Annotated in this window: 12 protein-coding genes; 7 read left to right on the top strand and 5 right to left on the bottom strand. The window is 54.9% G+C overall.

Going from position 1 to position 15,797, the window contains the following annotated elements; translation table 11 throughout:
- The first annotated feature begins 73 nt into the window (after positions 1 to 73).
- The 6 genes from HQL52_12480 (at position 74) to HQL52_12455 (ending at position 9,480) form a co-directional block, all read left to right on the top strand.
- The gene (locus HQL52_12480) at positions 74 to 886 is read left to right on the top strand and encodes a substrate-binding domain-containing protein (protein MBF0370261.1); all 813 of its coding nucleotides are present in this window, start codon (positions 74 to 76) and stop codon (positions 884 to 886) included.
- Positions 887 to 917: 31 nt separating this feature from the next.
- Positions 918 to 4,895: a response regulator gene (locus HQL52_12475; protein MBF0370260.1), complete on the top strand. Its 3,978-nt coding sequence runs from the start codon at positions 918 to 920 to the stop codon at positions 4,893 to 4,895.
- An 11-nt stretch (positions 4,896 to 4,906) separates the two neighbouring features.
- Positions 4,907 to 5,758, top strand: a complete 852-nt coding sequence (locus tag HQL52_12470; protein ID MBF0370259.1) for a protein-glutamate O-methyltransferase CheR — start codon at positions 4,907 to 4,909, stop codon at positions 5,756 to 5,758.
- The gene (locus tag HQL52_12465; GenBank protein MBF0370258.1) at positions 5,751 to 7,547 is read left to right on the top strand and encodes an EAL domain-containing protein; all 1,797 of its coding nucleotides are present in this window, start codon (positions 5,751 to 5,753) and stop codon (positions 7,545 to 7,547) included. The genes HQL52_12470 and HQL52_12465 overlap by 8 nt, the downstream gene beginning before the upstream one ends.
- Positions 7,544 to 8,119: a chemotaxis protein CheB gene (locus HQL52_12460; GenBank protein MBF0370257.1), complete on the top strand. Its 576-nt coding sequence runs from the start codon at positions 7,544 to 7,546 to the stop codon at positions 8,117 to 8,119. The genes HQL52_12465 and HQL52_12460 overlap by 4 nt, the downstream gene beginning before the upstream one ends.
- 176 nt (positions 8,120 to 8,295) lie before the next feature.
- Positions 8,296 to 9,480 carry a response regulator gene (locus HQL52_12455; protein MBF0370256.1) on the top strand — a complete coding sequence of 395 codons (1,185 nt, stop codon included), beginning with the start codon at positions 8,296 to 8,298 and terminating at the stop codon, positions 9,478 to 9,480.
- Between the two features lie 51 nt (positions 9,481 to 9,531).
- Here HQL52_12455 and HQL52_12450 read toward each other — a convergent pair whose 3' ends face one another.
- The 5 genes from HQL52_12450 to HQL52_12430 form a co-directional block, all read right to left on the bottom strand.
- Positions 9,532 to 10,254, bottom strand: a complete 723-nt coding sequence (locus HQL52_12450) for a glycosyltransferase family 2 protein (protein ID MBF0370255.1) — start codon at positions 10,252 to 10,254, stop codon at positions 9,532 to 9,534.
- Between the two features lie 108 nt (positions 10,255 to 10,362).
- Positions 10,363 to 11,019 (bottom strand): N-acetyltransferase, encoded by a 657-nt coding sequence (locus tag HQL52_12445; GenBank protein ID MBF0370254.1) that lies wholly within the window; start codon positions 11,017 to 11,019, stop codon positions 10,363 to 10,365.
- 34 nt (positions 11,020 to 11,053) lie between these two features.
- The gene (locus HQL52_12440) at positions 11,054 to 12,085 is read right to left on the bottom strand and encodes a Gfo/Idh/MocA family oxidoreductase (GenBank protein MBF0370253.1); all 1,032 of its coding nucleotides are present in this window, start codon (positions 12,083 to 12,085) and stop codon (positions 11,054 to 11,056) included.
- 194 nt (positions 12,086 to 12,279) lie between these two features.
- Entirely contained in the window at positions 12,280 to 13,395 is a 1,116-nt protein-coding gene (locus tag HQL52_12435; GenBank protein MBF0370252.1) for a DegT/DnrJ/EryC1/StrS family aminotransferase, read from the bottom strand.
- Positions 13,396 to 13,744: 349 nt separating this feature from the next.
- Positions 13,745 to 14,458 carry a Crp/Fnr family transcriptional regulator gene (locus HQL52_12430; GenBank protein ID MBF0370251.1) on the bottom strand — a complete coding sequence of 238 codons (714 nt, stop codon included), beginning with the start codon at positions 14,456 to 14,458 and terminating at the stop codon, positions 13,745 to 13,747.
- A 252-nt stretch (positions 14,459 to 14,710) separates the two neighbouring features.
- Between HQL52_12430 and cobA the strand changes: the two genes are divergently transcribed.
- Complete coding sequence (gene cobA / locus HQL52_12425) at positions 14,711 to 15,529, top strand: uroporphyrinogen-III C-methyltransferase (GenBank protein ID MBF0370250.1); 819 nt, start codon at positions 14,711 to 14,713, stop codon at positions 15,527 to 15,529.
- Positions 15,530 to 15,797 lie beyond the last annotated feature (268 nt).

The raw sequence follows: 15,797 nt of genomic DNA, 5'->3' as shown, positions 1-15,797 counted from the left end.
CCTGTACCACACTTCAACTGGGATTGAATGGATCGCTCCCCTGTACCAACTGAAAATCAGAGGGAAACCCATTATGGAATACCGACTGATCCGGCTGCTACTGATAGCCTTTGTTTCGACCATGGCCCCCTCTTCTGCCCAAGCTGGGGATAGCGTGGTCATTCGGGGGAGCCATGCCCTCTATTGGACCCTGACTCCCCATATGGATGCCATCAATCAAGCCACAGGACTTGATGTGGATTTTGCTGTGGCTGGAGGGTGTGGCGATGGGGCCAAAGCGACGGCTGCCGGTCATATTGGTGCCATCTGCTGCCCTTTTGATGATCTGGAATTGGCTACTTTGGGAGGGGGTGTGATGAGCCCCTTGGCCCTGGAACCCCTGATGATCGTCGTCAATCTGAAAAATCCAGTCACTGATTTGACTTTGGCCCAGGTGCGCGGGCTTCTATCCGGCCAGATGACCAACTGGAGCCAGGTGGGTGGTCCCGATAAAAATGTAGCGGTGGTGTTACGTCCCCACTGTCCCCATCGACCTCAACATTGGAAAATGATCCTGCCCCAAAACCAGTGGCGGGAGAAAAAAATTACGGTCAACTCCACCGTCAAGATGATCGATGCCGTAGCCGCCATTCCCGGGGCCATCGGCCATCTGGGAACCGTGCTTCTGGACCCCCAAAAAATGAAACCGATTCTTATCGACGGCATCTCTCCCCTGGACCCGGAAGCGTTGGCCAAAGGCTACCCCTTCTATCGGCCTCTCGCGCTGATGACCCAAGGGGAGCCGGGTGAAAACGAAGGCAAACTCATCACCTACCTTAGAAGTGAGGCGGCCAAGCCGTTCTTTCTGGAACAGCACCTCATCCCCAGCTCCAAACTGACCCCTTGAGGAACAGGAACGCCCAACGAAGGTCGCCGAAATGATGAACATACGTAAAAAGCTGCTGTTGTTGCCTATCCTCCTGGTCACCCTGCCGGTGACCTTGATTCTGTTCATCGCCGGGGCGGCCTTCAACGAAGCATTCCATTCCATGCGGGATTCAGAGTTGCAAAACAATGTCCATTTTATCTCCGATGCCTACACCAACATGGCGGACAATCTCCACGCCATCACCAACGTGACCGCTCACAATGGCAAACTGGCTGAGGCGATCTACTACTATGCTGATTTTGGTGGAGAGCGGGAGCCGATCAATTTGGTGCTGAAGGAAATTTTTGACAAGCAGCCCATGGACCTCCTGATGGTGACGGATCGTAGCGGACTCGGTTTGGCTGACCGGGGGGATTTGGGTCATTTCAATTTTGAGGTCTCCCCTACCCTTTTGGAGGATGTGGTCACCACGGGTCAATCCTTTGTCACCGCCAAGTTGGTGGATGGTCGGTTGATGCTTGTTTCAGCCAGCCCCATCCACTATATCAGCGACAGCGATCCGATTTTTGTCGGTGTTTTACTGGTCGGCCAGACGTTGGATCAGCGGTTTTTGAATAAACTGAAAGGCCAGAGCCAGTTGATGTTGGCTATTTATCAAAATGGCAGAGTGGTCGAAACCACCGCAGCCGCTCTGGGTGCTCTCACCATCGACCAGTCCACCCTGGGGCTTCTGGATCACGGCCAGGGCATTATCCACGAGGAGAAGGAGCCGGTTGAAGACACGATACTGGAGCTTTCCTACCTGCCGGTACGATCCCGAGCCGGTCATCTGTTGGGAACGGTGGTGATCGCCATCGATAACGCTGGTGTCATCAAACAGCTCTGGCAGACCCTGTTTCTGATTGTCGGGGTTTCACTTTTGATGGTGGCAGTGGCTGGAGTGGTAGGGTGGCGCAATGGCCGAAGTATGGCCAACGCTTTGGAGGATCTGGCCGAAGCCTCCCAAAAGGCCAGTGGTGGAGATCTTTCCGTCCGGGTCAAGGTCTCCAGGAGTGATGAGATCGGGCTGCTGGGGAAAGCCTTCAATGCCATGGTTCAGGGTACCGAAGAGCAGAATCAGATCAAGTCCCGGGAAGAGTGGCTCAAAAACAGCGGGGCGACCCTCAATGACCATCTGCGGGGGGATCAGGATCTGGTGGGTCTGGGGAGCAGTGTCATCGATTTTTTGGCCCAGCACCTGGGGGCCGGTGTGGGGGCTTTTTACGCCAGTCGGGAAGAGGACGGCGTGTTGATCCGGGTGGGAAGTTTTGCCCACCATGTGCGAAAAAATCTGGCCGACAAGTTTAATCCCGGGGAGGGGATCGTTGGTCAGGCTGCTCTGGAAAAGAGCCATATCCTCATCACCCGGGTGCCCAAGGATTATATGCGTATCCAGTCGGGTTTGGGGGGCTCTCCTCCCAGCCAGCTGCTGGTCTTTCCCTTTTTGTTGAACGATCAGGTCCGGGGAGTGGTGGAGCTGGGCTCTTTCGGCACCTTTACCGACCTGCATCTGGAAATGTTGGGGCAGGCCTCCGAAAACATCGCCATGGCCATCCAGGCGGCTCAGTCCCGGGTCAAACTGCAAGACATGTTGCAACAAACCCAGGAGCAGGCCCGGCAGATGACCGTCCAATCCAGGGCGCTCCAGCAATCCAATGAAAAATTGCGGGATCAAGCCGATGCCCTGAAAAAATCAGAAGCCCGTCTGCAACAGCAGCAAGAGGAGCTGCGGGTCTCCAACGAAGAGCTGGAGGAGCAGGCCCAGATGTTGGAGGAGCAGAAAGAGGAGGCCAACCAGAAAAACGAGCAGCTGCAACTGGCCCAGAGCGAAATCGAACGCAAGGCCGCCGACCTGGAGTTGGCCAGTAAATACAAGTCCGAATTTCTCTCCAACATGTCCCACGAACTTCGAACCCCTCTCAACAGCCTTTTGATTTTGGCCAAAAGTTTTGCCAACAACGATGAAGGCAACCTGACGGACCGGCAGATGGAGGATGCTGAAATCATCCACAGCAGTGGCGCGGATCTTTTGGGGCTGATCAACGAAATTCTCGATCTTTCCAAAATCGAGGCGGGCCGCATGGATGTTTTGCCGGAATCCCTGCAGATCGATGTTTTCGCCCAAGAGATCCAACGGCAGTTTAAGCATGTGGCTGAAAAGGCGGGGGTGGATTTTGCTCTGGAGATGGCCGAAAACTTGCCCGAATCATTGCGTACCGATATGGGCAAGGTGGATCGTATCGTTAAAAATCTGCTCGCCAACGCCTTTAAATTTACCAAAGAGGGGGGGGTGACCATCTCCTTCAAACGGGCCGATCCGGCCTGGCGTCCCCAATCCCCGGTTTTCCCCCACACCCAGGCCATCGATATCGTGGTGCGGGATACCGGTATTGGCATTCCCCGGGATAAACAGAGGCTGATTTTTGAAGCTTTTCAGCAGGCGGATGGCACCACCAGTCGTCAGTTTGGCGGAACCGGTTTGGGGCTGACCATCTCCACTCAGCTGGCAAAACTATTGGGCGGTGAGATCAAGCTTCAGAGTGCCGAAGGGGAAGGAGCTGTCTTTACCCTGCATTTGCCGGAGCTGCCGGAAGGGATGGAAGAGGATATTATCTCCTCATCACCCTATGGCCCAAGCCCATTTTCCACCTCAATCCCAAGGACAGCGCCCTCCTCGGTTTTCCCGTCTGCTCCGGCCTCCCATCCGAGCCAGAACGCTCAGTTGGCCCCGGAAAATAATCTTCTGGCTGCCGCTGCGGTCAAACAGGCCGCCCCGCCCATCCCCGATGACCGGGATGAAATCCAGCCGGGGGACCGGGTGATGCTGGTGATTGAGGATGATCCCAAATTTGCCCGCATTGTTTGCGATCTTTCCCGGGGCAAGGGGTTCAAATGCCTCACTGCCGCTGATGGGAAGAGCGGTCTTGAGATGGCCGCTTACTATAAACCTACGGGCATCGTTCTCGATATCGGCCTGCCCATTTTGGATGGTTTAACGGTGCTGGAGCGGCTTAAGGAAAATTCCGAGACGCGGCATATTCCGGTACACATCATGTCGGCCATGGATGAAAGTCTGGACGGCATGCGCATCGGCGCCATCGGGCATGTCACCAAACCGGTCAATCGGGAGGAGATTGAGGAGGCCTTCACCAAGATCGATCATTTTGCCGGTACCGAGCCCCGGGCCGTGCTGCTGGTGGAAGATGACGACAACTCCCGCCGGGCCACCATGAACCTCCTGGGGGCCAAGGATATCACCATCACCCAGGCTGCCACCGGTGCCGAAGCGATCACTCTGCTCAAGGAGTGCTCCTTCGACTGCATGATTTTGGATTTGGGGCTCCCGGATATCGATGGTTTTGAACTGCTTGATCGCATCGCCGCCGAACCAGACCTTTCCCGACCACCGGTCATCGTCTATTCGGGGCGGGATATCTCCCGGGAGGAGTATGATCGGCTCAAGGCTTATACCAACTCCATCGTGGTCAAGGGGGTTAAATCCGCCGAACGGCTGTTGGATGAGGTGGTGCTTTTTCTCCATAGGGTGGAGCGAGATCTGCCTGAGGAGCAGCGCCAGATTGTGCGCAGGCTTCACGATCAGGAAGAGGTGTTCAAGGAAAAATGCGTGCTGGTGGTGGATGACGACGTCCGCAACACCTATGCTCTGGCCCGGCAGTTGGAGCGAAAAAATATCAAGGTGCTCATGGCCGCCAACGGCGAAAAGGCCATCAGCGTGCTGGAGGAGCATCCCGAGACCGATATTGTGTTGATGGATATCATGATGCCGGTGATGGATGGCTTCCAGGCGACCCGGGAGATTCGCGCCCGGGTGGATCGCTATCGGGATATCCCCATCATCGCGCTCACGGCCAAGGCGATGGCTGAAGATAAGAAAAAATGTCTCGATGCCGGGGCCAATGATTATTTGTCCAAACCGGTGGATATGGACAAACTATTTTCCATGTTGCGGGTTTGGATGCATCAATAGCAGGAGATGGAATGGAAGCCAAAGAAGCCGAGGATCTGGAAATCGAGCTTTTGCTGGAGGCCTTGCGGCAGCGGTGCGGGTTTGATTTTCAGCACTATTCCCAGGCCTCTCTCAGGCGGCGTCTGCGCCATAGCCTCCTGCCGTTTAATTTTGAGCATATTTCCGAAGCCATCCCCCGGATTATCCATGATCGCACATTTTTGGATAAGCTGATCTACACCCTTTCAGTGACGGTTACCGAGCTTTTCCGGGATCCCCCCTTCTACCGCAAGGTACGGGAAAAGGTGATCCCCATTTTGAAGACCTTTCCCTTTATCAATATCTGGCATGCTGGCTGTGCAACGGGGGAAGAGGTCTACTCCATGGCCATTATTCTCAAGGAGGAAGGGCTTCTTGATCGGGCACGTATCTATGCGACGGACATCAACGGTAAATCCCTGGAGCAGGCTCGGGAGGGGATCTATTCCATCGAAAATCTCCGGGATTATACCAAAAACTACCAGAAGGCCGGCGGCAAGCTTTCCCTGTCGGACTATTATCACTCCAAATACGATCTGGTGCGGATGGATCCGGAATTAAAGGAAAATGTTGTTTTTGCCAACTATAATCTTGTCACCGACAATGTCTTTACCGAGGTGCATCTGGTATTTTGCCGCAATGTGCTGATCTATTTTGACCGCACTCTCCAGGATCGGGTCTTGAATCTCTTTCATGACAGTTTGGTTCGGGGAGGTGTCTTGTGTCTGGGCACCAAGGAATCCATCGGTTTTTCCGATGTTTCAGGAAAATTTACCACCCTTTCCGATCATCTGAAAATCTACCAAAAACGCTCACAGCTCTACTATACCCCCTCCCATGGCTGATCCCCTGCCCAAAATATTGATCGTCGATGACAAGCCAGCCAACCTCTTTGCCCTGCGCAGGTTGCTGCAAAAAGTCAACGCCGAGGTGGTTGAGGCTGATTCCGGCATGGTGGCGCTGACGCTCTGTATGGAGCAGGAGTTTGCCATGGTGCTGCTGGATGTGCACATGCCTGAGATGACCGGCTTTGAGGTAGCCGAGCTGCTTTATGGTACGGAGCAGACCCGGGATCTCCCCCTCATTTTTGTCACGGCGGCTTATTCCGACGAGCACCATAAAATCAAGGGCTATGATCTGGGGGCGGTGGATTATATCCAAAAACCGGTGGACGATCGGATATTGCTCTCCAAGGTGAATGTCTTTCTGGAGCTTTTCACCCGCCGTCGGGACCAGGATGTCTATCTCAAACGTTTGGAAGAGGAGATTGCAGGCCGCAAGGAGCTGGAAAAAAAACTGCGCATTCAGGCAGAGCTGGATGTATTGACGGGGTTGCCCAACCGGGTACTGTTTCAGGATCGTTTAAGCCAGGCTCTCTCCCGGGCCTCACGCCATGGGGGCAAGGTGGTGTTGTGTTTTATTGATCTGGATCGTTTCAAGCAGATCAACGACACCTTGGGTCACGACGCCGGGGATCAGTTGCTTCAGGAAGCTTCCAAAAGAATCAACGACTGTATCCGCCACACCGATACCGTGGCCCGGCTGGGGGGAGATGAGTTTACCGTTATTCTGCCGGAGATGACCCACCCGGCCTATGTGGAACTGGTGGTGCGTAAAATATTGGAGCAGCTGGCCCGGCCCTTTCAGCTGGAAGCTGGAGAGGCGTATGTTTCCGGGAGTGTGGGGATTACGGTCTTTCCCAACGACGGCTTCACCATTGAGGATCTTATCAAAAACGCCGACACCGCCATGTATCGGGCCAAGGATGCTGGGCGCTCTACGTTTCGTTTTTTTACCCCCGAGATGGATGCCGAGGCCAAGGAGCGCAGCCGTCTGGAGCGGGGCTTGCGTCACGCTTTGGAGCGGGGAGAGATCGAGGTTTACTATCAGCCCATCATCGACCTGCAATCGGGCTCCATGGTGGGGGCTGAAGCGCTTTCCCGCTGGTTTCATCCGGAAATGGGTGAGGTTCCCCCGGATAAATTCATCCCCCTGGCCGAGGAGTGTGGACTGATTCAAAAGCTGGGTAAGTTTGTCCTGCGCATGGCCTGTCGGGATGCGGCCGGTTGGAACAGACAGGGGCGTGATCAAAGCTGCTATGTGGCGGTCAACATATCCAGCCGTCAGTGGAAAAATGTGCGGGATATCATCGAAGAAGCCCTTTTTGATAGCCAACTGCCCGGGGATCTCCTGCAGCTGGAAATCACTGAAAACATCTGCCTGGAGGAGATCAAAACCGTCATCACCAAGCTGGAACAGATTCGCCTGATGGGGCCTGCACTGGCGGTGGATGATTTTGGCACCGGCTACTCCTCCTTGAGCTATCTTCAGCAACTGCCGGTCGCTCTGGTGAAGATCGATCGCTCCTTTGTGCGGGAACTCCCCGACAATCCCAATGCTAGCGCCATCACCGGGGCGATCATCGCCATGGCCCGGAGTCTCGACCTCAAGGTGGTGGCCGAAGGGGTGGAAAACCTGCAACAGATGGCCTTTTTGCGTAGCAGGGGGTGTCAGCTGGCCCAGGGGTTTCTTTTCAGCAAGCCCCTGCCCCCCGACGCTTTTACGGAACTGCTTGAACTGAAGCACTCCAGCGGGGATCCCTTTGTCATCGCACCCGGTCAGGATACCTCATGACCCACTATCAGGGGGTTGTGATGGGCTGTTCCGCCGGGGGGATGGAGGCTTTGCGGGTGGTGCTCTCTCCCCTACCCGCCTCTTTTCCGGTACCGATTTTGGTGGTTCAGCATGTCTCTCAAGAGTCGGACCGCTATCTGATCCGCTATCTGAATAAACACACCAAGTTGACTGTTCTGGAGGCGGAGGAGAAGGAAGCGATCAAGCCGGGTCGGGTCTATGTGGCGCCACCCGGCTACCATCTGCTGGTGGAAAAGGATCATACCCTCTCCCTCACCATCGACGCCAAGGTGCACTATTCCCGCCCCTCCATCGATGTTTTGTTCGAAACAGCCGCCTGGGCCTTCCAAGCCAATGGTATCGGGATCTTGTTGACAGGAGCCAGCCAGGACGGGGCTTCAGGATTATTGCAGATCAAAAAACAGGGGGGGATGACCCTGGTGGAGGATCCGGATAGTGCGGAATCCCGTTTGATGCCTCTCTTTGCGGTACAGGCCGATGCCGCGCGCAAAATTTTACCCCTGGAGGAGATTCCCCGGCAGCTCTGCACCTTGATGGGGCTCTCCCTTTGAACGCCATTGGTGGATCTGTCCCCAGGAATATAGGGGTGCCTGGATGGATCGATGGGAAACCCGAAGTGATCGTGCTATCTTTGGCGATGGAGTGATGGTGCTGGATATCGGGCTGTTCAAGAAGTAGATACCAAAAATGCCGTATCAAAAAAATGCATCCCAAGCGGGTGATTGAAATGCTACCCAAAATATTGATCGTCGACGACATGCCCGCCAACCTGTTCGCCCTGGACAGGCTCCTGGGTCGGGTGGAAGCGGAGGTGCTGCAAGCGGCCTCTGGAGCAGCCTGTCTGCAACTCTGCATGGAGCACCATTTTGCCGTAGTCCTGCTGGATGTCCAGATGCCGGAGATGAACGGCTTTGAAGTGGCTGAATTGATCCACGGCATTGAAAAAACCCGTAATTTACCCATCATTTTTGTCACCGCTGCTGAGACCGACCAGGCCAATATTTTAAAAGGCTATCAGGTGGGGGCGGTGGATTTTATCCGTAAACCCATCGATGATCGGATTTTGCTCTCCAAGGTCAAAACCTTTCTGGAGCTGCATAACAACCGGCTGGCGTTGGAAAAACTCAACGCCCAACTGGAAGAGCGGGTCCGCCAGGAGGTGGAAAAAAACCGCAAAAAGGATTTTGTCCTGGTGCGGCAGTCACGTCTTGCCGCCATGGGGGAGATGATCGGCAATATCGCCCATCAGTGGCGCCAGCCCATCAACGCCCTGAATCTGATCCTGGCCAACATCCAGAGCGCTTACGAATATGGGGAGATGACGCCGGAGTTGATTGAGGAAAAGGTCACCACCGGCCAAAAAATCATCCTGAAAATGTCTTCTACCATCGATGACTTCCGCAATTTTTTCAAACCGGACAAGCGTCGAAAGGTTTTTAACCTGCAAAAGGTGATTGAAGATGCCCTCTCCCTGGTGGATGCCAGCTTCAAAACCCACCACATTTCCGTCCAACTCCAACCCCTGGAAGAGCCGATTCAGGCTATGGGGTTTGCCAACGAATATTCCCAGGTTGTCCTACTCATTCTGACCAACGCCAAGGATGCCATCGCCAAACAAAACAGTGCCGAAGGGGTGATCAATATCCAGGTAAGCCAAAATGAGGGATGGATCACCACCACAGTCCAGGACAATGGCGGCGGGATTCCCGAAGAGATCATCCATCGGATTTTCGACCCCTATTTCACCACCAAAGACAGCAAGCAGGGCACCGGTATTGGTCTCTACATGGCGAAGATGATCATTGAGGAGCACATGGGGGGAAAAATTGAATCGGCCAATGTTTCTGGCGGCACTGAATTTCGGGTGACCATTCCCGTGGGGGATCTGGAAAGCAGTGGCACCCTGGGCTGATTCCTTTTCAGCCCAAAGTGGCAGGAAGGGTTTTTTTGGAGCGTCAGAAAACTATTTGCGCAGTCGAAACCCCAATAAAAAAATCGGTCGGAGCATTTTCCACCAATCGAGGATAGGTCGCATTTTGGTTTGACCTATTTTTTTGGGGGGATAGATTTTGGTGACCGGCACCTCGGTGGTCTTGTACTCCAGAAGCAGGACTTTCATCAAAAAATAGACTTCAAGCTCATAATGATCGAGCCATCCCTGATGGAGATCAATCCGCTTATCCCCCAGCACTCCCACCCGGACTGCGCGAAAACCATTGGAGCTTTCGGTGACTGACTGACGGCAAAAAAGCCCCACGAGCCAGGGGTGCAGGCGGGTGGCCAATTTTCGATAGAGGGGCATCTCCCCCCCATAGGCTCCGCCAGGTAAAAACCGGGAGCCCATCACAAAATCGAATCCCCCATCGCAGATGGGATCAAGAAGCCGGGGGATCTCCTGGGGATCGTCCTTGTTGTTGCCAGCGATCACCACCGCAATATCAAACCCTTCTTCCTGGGCAATCTCATAGCCCCGGCGAATGGCAGCCCCCACTCCCAACAAAGCCCCCAACACTTCCACCCGTGCCCCTGCTTGGCGAGCGACCTCTACGGTGCGATCAGTCGAGCCGTCATCCACCACCAGGATGGTGTCGATGATCTCCCGGGGGGAGCGCTTCACCACCTGGCCGATTTTGGCCTCTTCGTTATAGGCCGGGGCGATGAGTAAAATTTTTTGATCTTTGTACATGGGGTGGGCTGATATCTCCGCCAGCTTGGGTTTCGGGTGTGGTGTTCAAGGCTTGGTTTTTTGCTCAGATCGACGGTGTTTTTCTTCGATCCCCCTACCCTTCCACGATCAAGATTCGATCAGGTATAAATTTTCTTCCGGCTCTGTGTCAGCCCCCTCCTCTACTCGGGTGATAAACTTTCGATTGCAGGCAAGACATAGCCAGTTGGTCCCATCCATTTCGTGGAGTTTATCCCCACAGGCACAGACCCAGCCCTGAAATCGGCCAGGGTTTCCCACGATCAAGGCGTGGGCTGGAACGCTCCGGGTGACCACACTGCCAGCACCGATCATGGCGAAAGCACCGATGGTAAGCCCCGGCAACACCACTACACCGGCCCCCAGGCTGGCCCCCTGGCAGACCCGGGTTTCAAGGAGCCAGTTGTCGCGCTTTTCGTACCGCTCACCAATTTCCGGAATGGCCGTCAATCGGGGGCTGCGTGGAGTTGCATCGTTGGTGAAACGCACGCCAGGCCCCAGAAAAACCCCCTCTTCGATGGTCACCCCATCCCAGATGAGCACCTGATTTTTGATGGTTACCCCGTTGCCGACTGTGGCACCCGACTCCAAAAAAGCGTGACCGCCGATATTGCAATCCCGCCCCACTGTCGCCCCCTTCATCACCTGGGCAAAGGCCCAGATGCGGGTTCCCGAGCCGATGTCAGTCGATTCACACAAGGCTTGGGGATGGACGAAAAAAGGGGGCTGCTTGCTGGGGTCGCTCATGGGAGAGCCATTTTCGCCAAGGTTGATGAGGGGTTCATGGGGCGATGGTTTGAACCGGCGTCAGGGCGGAATTATTTTGCATGCTGCTGGCAGCAGCTTCCAGGGCTTCCACTACCTGAAGGCCATTTTCGCCATCCGATTCCGGGGTTTTGCCGGAGTCGAGACAGTCGAGAAAATGGTTGCATTCCGCCAGGAGGGGTTGATTGGTGCGGACGTTGGGAATGAACACCCCGCCATCCACCACCCAGGTTTTGTGTTCCAGAAAGGTGCCTTCGATCTGTCCCACTGGTGGTTGATCCACCCGTTTGTCGAAAATACGCAAGGGAGAGTGGATGTCCATATCGTCCCAGAGCACCATTTTGCGGCTGCCCACGACGGTGATCTGGCGAATTTTGCGGGGGTTGAGCCAGCTGGCGTGGATGTGGGCCATGGTCCCGTCTTCAAAAGTGTAGTTGGCAAACACCACATCTTCGATATCGGGATTGAGATAGGCCTGCCCCCGGGCGGTGACCTCTTTGGGTACCCGTCCCAATAGATCGATGATGATGGAGACATCGTGGGAGGCCAGATCCCATAAAGCGTTCACATCGGTGCGGACGGGCCCCAGGTTGGTGCGTTTGAGGTTGAGATAGTGGATATCCCCCAGCTCGCCCGAGTGGATCAGCTCCTTGAGATAGCGGATGGTGGCGTTATATTGAAAAACGTGCCCCACCATCAATACCCGCTTTTTTTCCCGGGCAATCCGGGTGAGTTGCCGAGCCTCCTCAGAGTCGAAGGTGATGGGCTTTTCCACCAAGACATCCTTGCCCGCCAGAAGCGCTGCCCGGGCCAGATCGAAATGGGTCACGGTGGGGGTGGAGATGGCCACGGCTCGAAGGTGGGGATCATTCAACAGATCGTTGAAATCGGTGGTGGTGGTGGCATCGGGATAGCGGCTGCCAAGGCCTTGAACACGCTCGGTATCGAGGTCGCAAAGCCAGATAATTTTGGCGCGTCCGGTCGCTTCCAGGGAGCGGACAATGTTGGGTCCCCAATAGCCGGTTCCGATAAGTCCGATTTGGTGCATGGTGCTCTGCTCTCCCATTATCATTTTCAGATGAAAGTCGGAGCATCCGAACCCCGGCCTCTATTCAGTCAAGAAAGGTGATGGCCTAAACAAAGGCCCTTTTTTTCAAAACCCCACTGATTGAGTCAAACTTTTTGTAATGTTTGATCCAAAGCCTCTGAAGGGTTGGCCAGGCCAACACCGTTGGCATTCATTCAGGAAAAGGCTTTCAGTACCTCTTCCACCCGCTGGGCGGCCTCTACCGGGAGTTCCGGATAGATGGGCAGGGAAAGAGAGTGCCTGGCCCACGCCTCGGCAACAGGAAAGCTTCCGGGTCCATATCCCAGCCATTGATAGGCCTTGAGCTCATGGACTGCAAAGGGGTAGTGAATACCAGCACCGATATTGGCTTGATGAAGAGCATCCAGAGCACCCTCCCGATCAATGACCCGGACCACATAGAGGTGGTGAACGGATCCGGCATGATAGCGGGTGCGTTGGATGCCGGTGAGGGGGGCCAGGCGGGCATCATAGCGGCGGGCGTGCTCACGTCGCAGCTGATTCCAGCTCTCCAGATGCTTGAGTTTAACCCGCAGGACGGCAGCTTGCAGGGTATCCAGGCGGCTGTTCAGGCCCATCTCTTCGTGGTGATATTTTTTTTTGGAGCCCCAGTTGCCCAGCAAGCGGATTTTTTCGGCCAAGGCGGGTTCTCTGGTGGTGACGAATCCCCCATCCCCGTAGGCTCCAAGATTTTTGCCGGGATAAAAGCTGAAACAGCCCACATCCCCCATGGCACCGGCTTTTTGTTCCCCACGGGTGGCACCATGGGCTTGGGCGGCATCTTCCACCACAAACAGATTGTTTCGTCGTGCCAGATCCAGCAGCGGCTCCATATCCACCAATTGCCCGAAGAGATGGACCGGAATGATTGCCCGGGTTTTCGGCGTGATCGCTTCTTCTACTTTTTGGAGATCGATCAATGCTGTGTGGGGATCCACATCCACCAGCACCGGTTTGGCCCCGGTCAGGGTGATGCCCAGGGCTGTTGCGACGAAGGTCATGGCCGGCATGATCACCTCATCCCCCGGACCGATGCCAAGCCCTCTCAGTCCCAGATGGAGGGCATCGGTACCGCTGGCACAGCCTACCCCGTAACCAGCACCGCAATATTGGGCAAACTCTCCTTCAAAAAGCCGAAGCTCCCGGCCCATGATAAAGTCGGTGTTGTCGAGAACACCTTCCATCGCGGCCTGGATTTCGCTTTTTAACCCCCGGAGTTGGGATTTCAGATCTACCAGCGGAATGTTCCGCCCCCCCTGGGTCTGGCTCATGGTCTCTCCCTGGTTTGGATCACGCTCTTGCGGCTTGCCTGCCGAGTGGTTTGAAAGAATTGATGCCGGTTTGTTTTGCTGTTTTGGGCCTTATTTCATCCATTCTTCCCAGTTTGGCATCGTTCATCCAATCAGCATACCCCGGTTGTGTCAAGCGGGTGTAGCGGGATGAGCGGTTTGAGCCCCTTGGAGAGCAGCATGAATCCAATAACTGAAGGGGGGCTATGAGGTTTGGAAGTTGGCTCAGACAGGTGGGTGGACGTTGACCGGACAGATGGGTGGTTGGGGATAAAATCGGTGGAGGGGCAGCCTGTTGGGATGTTTGGAGTGTTGAGGAGGAAATAAACTGTCAGATGGAGCGCCCACAGGAGATCACCTCTTCCTTGAGCTTTTTAACGCTGGGGATCTCCACGGTGCGATTTTTGACGTTCACCAGCCCCTTGCGGCTCAACCCCCGCAGAATCCGTGAGAAGGATTCAGGCTGGATGGAGATGCGTGAGGCGATGATCTGTTTGGGCACGTTGAGCTGGACTTCAGCCGAATCGTCGGAATTTTCCGGCAGCTGGCCGATGAGAAAGCGCACCAGCCGACAGGAGGCGTTTTGTAGGCAGAGTCCATCGATTTCGGAAACCTGACACTGGAGCTTCAGGCTCAAAATACCCAACAGCCGGAAGGAGGTTTCCGGGGATTTTCTAAGCAATTCCAGAAAGGCTTTATTTTCGAAAGCCAATACTTCGCTGTTTTCGATGGCTGAAGCGGTGACGGGATAGCGGGGATCCTCCATGAACATCATGGCGGTGGCAAAGGTATCCCCGGGTTTGGAAATGGAGATCACCTTTTCGGTACCATTGACCGACACGCGAAAAAGTTTGACCAATCCTTTGTTGAGGAGAAAAAAACGCTTGACTGAATCCCCTTCCTGAAAAAGAATTTCCCGTTTTTTCAATTTAATTCTGCGCATGCTTTTTTCCACCTCCTCCAGCTGGGATTGGCTCAGGGAGGAAAACAGATAGGAATTTTGCAGTGCCCAGTTATTGGTGGAAAATTTATTCTGCTTTTTCATGTTTCTCCGATGGGTTATCCAATCCTGGGCCGGGCTGGCCGTGAGCCGCTGCTTGCAGTGAGTGGTCCCTCTGGCTGAGGTGCGAAAACAGGCCTTTCCAGACTCTTTGACAGTATTTAAGAATAGTCGAATATTCGCTAAAATCAATCCCGAGGATGAAAATGCTTTCAAAATCCGTTGTAGGGGGTTGAAATTGTTTCTAGTATGCAGGCGGATTGAAGCGGATATCAAAACTGGTGTGGATGGAGTCCAATGCAAGACGGAAATGATAAAGCCTGTCTCTCTCCTGGTATGGTGGCCCTGGTGGGTGCCGGTCCGGGGGATCCCGACCTATTGACCATTGCCGCCCTCAAATGCCTGCAGGTGGCAGATGTAGTGGTACACGATGCGCTGGTCTCTGAGGAAATACTCAACCATGTGCCAGATCAATGCGAGCGGATTTTGGCGGGCAAACGGGGGGGCAGGCCTTCGGTGGAGCAGTCGGATATCACCGAAACCCTGGTCATTCAGGCGCGTCTGAACAAGCGGGTGGTGCGGTTGAAGGGGGGGGATCCCTTTGTTTTTGGCAGAGGGGGGGAGGAGGCGCTACGGCTGGCCAAGGAGGGTATCCCCTTTCGGGTCATCCCTGGTTTGACCTCCGGGGTGGCGGGACCGGCCTATGCGGGTATTCCCATCACCCATCGTTCGATTAATGCCAATGTCGCTTTTGTCACCGGTCATGAATCCCCGGACAACGCTTCCCTGCGGCGGCCCAACTCCCTCTCCCGGATCGACTGGCAATCCATGGGGCGGGCCTTTCCGGTGTTGGTGCTCTATATGGCGATGAAAAATATAGGGTTCGTCACCGAGGAGTTGTTGGCGGCCGGCCGCTCTCCGGATACCCCTGTCGCGGTCATTCGCTGGGCCACTACCCCTCAGCAGCAAACCCTGGTGACCAGTCTGAAGTCTATCGTTCAGGATGTGGCCGCCCTCGACATGCAGCCCCCCTGTATTATTGTCGTGGGAGAGGTGGTGGATTTTCGGGAGGCTTTGGCTTGGTTCCCGGATGAAACATTGCAGGTGCCTTCCTAAGCCAAAACAGACCTGTCGTCAGCCAGCTGATGCGCGCTCTGGACTTGCCCATTGGGGTGGGTCCAGGGTGCGGCAGGTTTTTTCCAGCCCCATCCCCTCTCCATAAGCGATCATGCACGCGTCAGCATGAGAGATCATGCAAACGTAGGCTTGGTTCCAGGCTGAACAGCCATGATGCATCTGTATAGCAATTCTATCTCAAAATTGGACACTCTTCCCTGACTCGTCATCCCCGCGAAGGCGGGGATCCAGGGAGCTGATGATTGCC

Source organism: Magnetococcales bacterium, from assembly GCA_015232395.1.
In the GTDB taxonomy this organism is placed as follows: Bacteria; Pseudomonadota; Magnetococcia; order Magnetococcales; family JADFZT01; genus JADFZT01.
This window is presented reverse-complemented; position numbering and strand designations above follow the sequence as displayed.